Genomic DNA, 6,105 nt, shown 5'->3' with positions numbered 1-6,105 from the left:
TCGAACCGGCGCCGCGCACGACGCTGCCCGCTCCGACCAGGCCGCCCAGCCGGATGCGGGTCTCCGGCGCCACCGGCGTCTTGGCCAGATCGGCCGGCATGTAGAAATAGGCCACCGACTGGCTGAAAGCGAACATCACCAAAAGCACCGCCGCAAGGATGAAACTCATCCCGCCAGCGATCACCGCAAGGCGCTTCTGCTTGCGCGTCATCGCGTTATCCCCTCCGTGGCAATGCCAAGTTCCCTGGCAAGCGCCAGCAATTGCCGGCCCTGCTCACCGGACGGCGGAAAGGCAGCCAGCCCACGCCTCAGGGCGTCGGCTGCGCGATCCTTATCGTTCAATACGGCGTAAGAGCGGACGAGCCGCATCCATCCCTCGAAATTGTTGGGATCCTCGCTGAGCTTGGCATCGAGGCTTTCGACCATGCCGCGGATCATCTGCTGACGATCGCCGGCCTTCATGTTTTCAGCCGCCGCTACGTCTTCCGATGTCGGTCCGCCGGGCGCCGCCGGCGGGGCGACCTCGCCGCCGTTCTTGGCGATATGTTCATTGACCAGCGGCAGCCAGGGCGCATCGGCCGGCGATTGCTGCGCCAGTGCCTCGAAGGCCTGGCGCGCCTCGTTGGCCCTTCCGGCCTGCTCCATGCTGAGCGCGATGTAGAAGCGGGCACGCGGATTGTCGGGCTCCAGCGTCAGCGACTGTTCCAGCACCTGACGCGCCTCGTCCGTCACGACGCCGTCGGAGACCGCCATCAGCGTTTCGGCAAGGCCGTCGAGCCGGATCGGGCTTGGGCCGAGAAGCCGGATCGCATTGCGGTAGGCCACCTCAGCATCGGCCATCCGCATCGTGCGGAAATAGATCGGCGCCAATACGTCCCAGCCCCTGCCGTCGTCGGGATTCTGAGCCAGATGCCGCTCCGCTTTGGCGATCAGCACCGCCACGTCGTCGCCGGGGTTTTCCAACCGCGCCTCCAGCGGCTGCGACGGCAGATCCGGCCTGCCCGTCGTCAAATAAAGACAGAGCCCGAGCACCGGCAGGATCAAGAGAACGAAGACTTCAGTGAGACGATGATGCCGTGCGGGTTTCTCCATCGTCTCCGGCTCGCCGGCAGAGGCGGCGATCAGCCGCCGGCCGATTTCGGCCCTGGCGTAATCAGCCTCCTCAGGCGTGATCAGCCCGCCGGCAAGGTCGCGATCAAGTTCGCGCAACTGGTCGCGGTAGACTGCCGCCTCGCCGGCACGGCTGTTCTGCGCCGCCTTCGCACCACGCAGAAGGGGGTAGAGCAGGATGACAGCGACGGCTGCCGTCAGAACGGCAACGAGAATCCAGAACAGCATATCGGCCCAAATACGTGAAGCTCACGCCTATTCCAACTGCCAAAGCCGGAATGACGAAGATTTGAGGCTATTCGCCGCAATTCACGCTGAAAACCACCTCAGCCGAGCGGCGACCAGCTGCCGTCCTCATTGCGGCAGGCTGCACCCCGAGCCACGGTTTCCTTGCCGTCGACGGTCAGCGTATGGGTATATTGCCGGCAATTCTGCGAGCCGACCTGATAGGGTGCGGCCGCCACGACCTTGCCTGTGACGTCCTTGCCGCTCCAGACCACCGGCTGGCCGACCGCCGCCCCTTCCAGCGCCCGATACTCCGCCTCGAGCGCCCGCTGCTTGTCGCTATCGCTCAAGCTCACGCCGCTGCGGCCGACGATGCCGCCTTGGAGCGCGGTGATGAAGGCGGCCGACGCCGAGGGTTTGCTCGAAAAAATGCCGCGCGAAGCGGCACCCTTCGTCGTCGTGCAGCCGGTGAGCGGGACGGCGAGAAGAAGGATGGAAACCATCATGCCTTGCGCGCGTAGAATCATTGCGTCGAACCACGATCAGAGGTCAAATTCAGCCGATCGAAGTGCAGCGTCCCCGTGTCAGCTTTATGGCAAAGCATGCTATACATTTGCCAGTATCCTTGTGACATCAAGCAGTTGGTCATGCAACATCCTTTGTGACGCCGGGCAGGATAAGCTTCGCCTTCAGCCCGCCCCATTCGCCGCGGGACAGTTCGAGCCTTCCCTGGTATTCGTTGGAAATCTCGGTGACGATCGAAAGGCCCAAGCCGGTTCCGGGCTTGCTTTCATCGAGCCTGCGGCCACGCTTCAGCGCCTCGCGGATCTGGTCGGGCTCAAGGCCGGGCCCGTCATCCTCGACGGCAAGCTCCACCCAGCGCCGGCGGGCGCTCGCCTCCGCCCCTTTCACGTCCTCGCCGGCTTCGACGGCCGAAAGCCGCACCCTGCTCTTGGCGAAACGCGCGGCGTTTTCCAGGAGATTGCCCACGGTTTCCTCGAGATCCTGCTGTTCCATGGCGACGGCAAGATGCGGCGGCGAGACGACGAGATCGAATTCGGTGTCGACATTCAGGCGGCGCATGACGCGCACCAGCCGTTCCAGCGCCGGCTCGGCGTCGGTGCGGGCGAGCACGGATTCGCGCTGCGCGGCGATGCGGGCGCGGTTGAGATAGGATTGCACCTGCCCCTGCATCGATTCCGCCTGACTGCGCACCAGCTCGCCATGGGATTTCTCCAGCACCCGCGCCTCGTTGAGGAGAACCGCGATCGGCGTTTTCAGTGAGTGCGCCAGGTTGCCGACCTGCATGCGCGCCCGCTCGACGATGCGGCGGTTGCTGTCGATCAGCGCGTTGACCTCGTTGGCGAGCGGTAGGATCTCGCGCGGGAAGTCACCCTTCAGCTGCTCGCTCTCGCCGGCTCGAATGCGCTCCAATGCTGCGCGCGCCTTGTCGAGCGGTTTCAGGCCGTAAAGGATCGCCAGCGCATTGACGATCAGGCTACCGACGCCGAAACCGGCGAGCGCCAGATAGAGGCTGTGCGAAAAGGTGCGGACATCATCCTCGACGACGTCGACATTGCCGGTGACGCGGAAGCGCGCCGCGCGCCCGTCGGTGTCGAGCACCACTTCGGTCTCGGCCACCTGCACGCGGTTCCCGGAGGCGTCCGTCACCTGGTAGTAGCGCTCGTAATTCTTGTCGAAAGGCGCCTCGACGACGGAGGGTACCGGAATGAGCGCCGAGCCGAGCGAGGGCGAGACCAGCGGCGCAGTGGTATAAGTGCCGAGCGGCTCGACCACCCAGTACCAGCCGGTCTTAGGCTGGGCAAAGCGCAGATCGCCGAGCTGCGGGCTGCCGCTCAACGCGCCCTGATCGCCGATCGTCACCGAATTGATGACGTTATAGAGCTGCGCCCGCAGCAGATCCTGGAAACCGCGTTCGGCGCTCTTGCGATAGAGCGTGGAGATCAGCAGGCCGATCACCACAAGCGCCACCGTCGACCAGACCGTGGTCAGCAGCAACACGCGTGCGGTGAGCGACTTAATTCGCATGTTTCGGCGCTTGGATGCGGTAGCCGAGACCGCGCACCGTTTCGATCAGGTCGACGCCCATCTTCTTGCGCAGACGGCCGACAAAGACCTCGATCGTGTTGGAATCGCGGTCGAAATCCTGGTCGTACATGTGCTCGACCAGCTCCGTGCGCGAAACGACCTCGCCCATGTGATGCATGAGATAGGCGAGCAGGCGATATTCGTGCGAGGTCAGCTTCAGCGTCGTGCCGTTGACCGTCGCCTTTGAGGATTTGGTGTCGAGCCGCACCGGCCCGCAGACGATCTCGGAGGAGGCATGGCCGGCCGCGCGCCGGATCAACGCCCGAATGCGCGCCAGAACTTCCTCGACGTGAAAGGGCTTGGTGACATAGTCGTCGGCGCCGGCGTCGATGCCGGCGACCTTGTCGCTCCAGCGGTCGCGCGCCGTCAGGATCAGAACCGGCATGCCGCGGCCGGCGCCGCGCCATTTTTCCAGCACGGTGACGCCGTCCATCTCCGGCAGGCCGATATCGAGGATGATAGCGTCATAGGGTTCGGTGTCGCCGAGGAAATGGCCCTCTTCGCCGTCGAACGCTTGGTCGACGACATAACCCGCCTCCTTCAGCGTATCGGTCAGCTGCCGGTTCAGGTTGACGTCGTCTTCGATTACCAGGATGCGCATCGGTCCGCCTTCGTCCGCTTCAAATCGATCGTGTTTGAATAGACCGATTCCGCTTACATCGGAACCTTTACCGTTACCTTGCGTGGACGCTGGCCATTGCCCGACACGAGAACGGTAATGATACAGCTATCGCCCACCGGTTGCACGGACAGGAGCTGCCCGCCCGTCTGTTCGACGACCTGGGCTGCGGCGGCGCTGCAATCGCCAGCCACGCGCAGGACGAGGGCGCCTGCGCCATCCGGTGAGGGCGCCGATACCACCAGTCCGGCGGCCACTACTGCGACGCTCAGAGGAAAGGCCATGTCTTACGCTTTCAAGGTAATTCCAACTTGCTGCGAATATGTACTCAAGCGACCTGAATGGCAAATGAATGCGCTGTAATACAGGGCGTTTAGAACGGTTCTCGACTGCTTGGGGCAATCGATTTCTGCCCTTGGAATCCGCTGCTGCCGCAAATGCCGCTGGTCCTCCCTGCGCCTGAAAACGAGGCGTCCCACCCCTGGCAACCAGATGTTGGCCAGCGCCTCCGGCAAGCATGCAAAACCGGCCACTCCACCGCGGTCGTCGCTTCCGAATCGGCCAGGTCGTTCAACCACGATAGACCGGCCGGTGGCGGCACGCGGCAGGGGCACAGCGGGTCGTCCTCAAATTGTACCGATCCCTCATGTCATCCGTGCATCTTTTCATCGTTCAAAAAAAGAGACGCAGGCGGCAGGCATAGCGGAATTGCCGATCGCAGCTTTCGCCGGCTGGTTGAAACTGCTATCCCTTGCTGGCCCCCGCATTTCAGACCCTTTCAGCCCCGATGCCAAATTCCTTCCGCTTCCGTTCGGCGCAGACGGTCACCGTGCTTGCCGTTACCCAGCTGATCGGCTGGGGCACGACGTTCGACATGCTCGGCGTCATGGGCCGCGCCGTGGCGCCGGCTCTCGGCGTGGCGAACGAGGTGATCTTTGCCGGCCTGCCGCTCATGATGGTGGTCAGCGCCATCGCCGGCCCGACGACCGGCCGTTGGCTCGGCCGCTACGGCGCTGCCCGGGTGCTTTCGGCCGCCTCGCTGATCTTCGCGCTCGGCCTCTCTCTGCTGGCGGTGGCAAACGGCATCCTGCTCTACGCCGCCGCCTGGCTCGTCATCGGCATCGGCGGCGCATTGGGTCTCTCGGCACCGGCCTATACCGCCGTCGTCGAACGCGAAGGGCCAAACGGCAAACGCGTCATCGCCATCCTCATGCTGTTCACCGGGCTATCGAGCACCATCTTCTGGCCGATCCTCAGCCTGCTCAACGAGGCGGTCGGCTGGCGGCTCACCTTTGTTTTCTGCGCGGCGCTGCAATTCTTCGTCTGCCTCCCGCTGCATCTTTTCGCTCTGCCGAAGCCGATCGTGACGCATGCCGAGAGCAGCGCGGCGGAGATCCCGCCGGTGCCATTGTCGAAGACGGCTCAGCGCAAGGCCTTCCTGTTGATTGCCGCGGTGACAACGATCTCGACCTTCGTCACCTTCGGCATCGCCCCATCGCTGCTCGAAATCTTCCGCCAGTCCGGGGCTTCACCGGCCCTGGCGCTGCAGCTCGGCTCGGCGCGCGGCGCCCTCGGCATCTCGGCCCGTTTCCTCGACATGCTGCTCGGCCGCCGCGGCAACCCCATCCTCAGCGCCGTCATGGGCATCAGCCTGACGGTGATCAGCTTTCTGATCATGCTGACAGCCGGCCCATCGACGCCGGTCCTCGTCACTTTCATCCTGCTTTACGGCTTCGGCTCGGGCGTCATCGCCGTCGCCCGGGCCCTGCTACCGCTGGCGCTGTTCTCGCCGAGCGAATTCGGCCTGCATTCGGCCCGGCTGTCACTTCCGCAGAACCTCGCCAACGCCATCGCTCCCGTCGTCTTCACCGCCATTCTAGATCGCGCCGGCACCGGTCCGGCGCTGCTCGCCTGCGCCGTTCTCTCAGCTTTCGCGCTCACTCTCGTGCTGATGCTGATGACGCTGGTGCGGGGCGCCGGGGCACCGGAGCCGAGCCCGGTCGTTTCGTGAGGCTCGGGCCTGGAAGTCAGCGGTTCCGAAC

6 protein-coding genes and 1 pseudogene are annotated in these 6,105 nt (G+C 64.3%); 1 reads left to right on the top strand and 6 read right to left on the bottom strand.

Annotated elements, in window-relative coordinates; translation table 11 throughout:
- From HJC04_RS19605 to HJC04_RS19580, 6 genes and pseudogenes are all read right to left on the bottom strand, one after another.
- A partial coding sequence (locus HJC04_RS19605) for a cytochrome c maturation protein CcmE (RefSeq protein ID WP_221124229.1) occupies nt 1–211 on the bottom strand: 211 nt, incomplete at its 3' end.
- Nucleotides 208–1,369, bottom strand: a pseudogene (gene ccmI / locus HJC04_RS19600) (c-type cytochrome biogenesis protein CcmI). The gene HJC04_RS19605 and the pseudogene ccmI, both read right to left, overlap by 4 nt.
- A gap of 67 nt (nt 1,370–1,436) precedes the next feature.
- Nucleotides 1,437–1,862, bottom strand: a complete 426-nt coding sequence (locus tag HJC04_RS19595) for a hypothetical protein (protein ID WP_210628574.1) — start codon at nt 1,860–1,862, stop codon at nt 1,437–1,439.
- A 118-nt stretch (nt 1,863–1,980) separates the two neighbouring features.
- Nucleotides 1,981–3,384 carry a HAMP domain-containing sensor histidine kinase gene (locus HJC04_RS19590; RefSeq protein ID WP_064706664.1) on the bottom strand — a complete coding sequence of 468 codons (1,404 nt, stop codon included), beginning with the start codon at nt 3,382–3,384 and terminating at the stop codon, nt 1,981–1,983.
- Nucleotides 3,374–4,045, bottom strand: coding sequence for a response regulator transcription factor (locus HJC04_RS19585; protein WP_085777499.1), 672 nt, complete (start codon nt 4,043–4,045; stop codon nt 3,374–3,376). The genes HJC04_RS19590 and HJC04_RS19585 overlap by 11 nt, the downstream gene beginning before the upstream one ends.
- A 53-nt stretch (nt 4,046–4,098) precedes the next feature.
- Entirely contained in the window at nt 4,099–4,347 is a 249-nt protein-coding gene (locus tag HJC04_RS19580) for a hypothetical protein (protein WP_210628575.1), read from the bottom strand.
- Between the two features lie 503 nt (nt 4,348–4,850).
- Between HJC04_RS19580 and HJC04_RS19575 the strand changes: the two genes are divergently transcribed.
- On the top strand, nt 4,851–6,074 hold the full coding sequence (locus tag HJC04_RS19575; protein ID WP_221146878.1) for an MFS transporter: 1,224 nt from the start codon (nt 4,851–4,853) through the stop codon (nt 6,072–6,074).
- Nucleotides 6,075–6,105 lie beyond the last annotated feature (31 nt).

The sequence above is a fragment of the Rhizobium sp. NLR8a genome (assembly GCF_019685235.1).
GTDB lineage: Bacteria > Pseudomonadota > Alphaproteobacteria > Rhizobiales > Rhizobiaceae > Rhizobium.
Note: the sequence above shows the minus strand (reverse complement) of the source record. Positions and strands in the feature narration are given on the sequence as shown.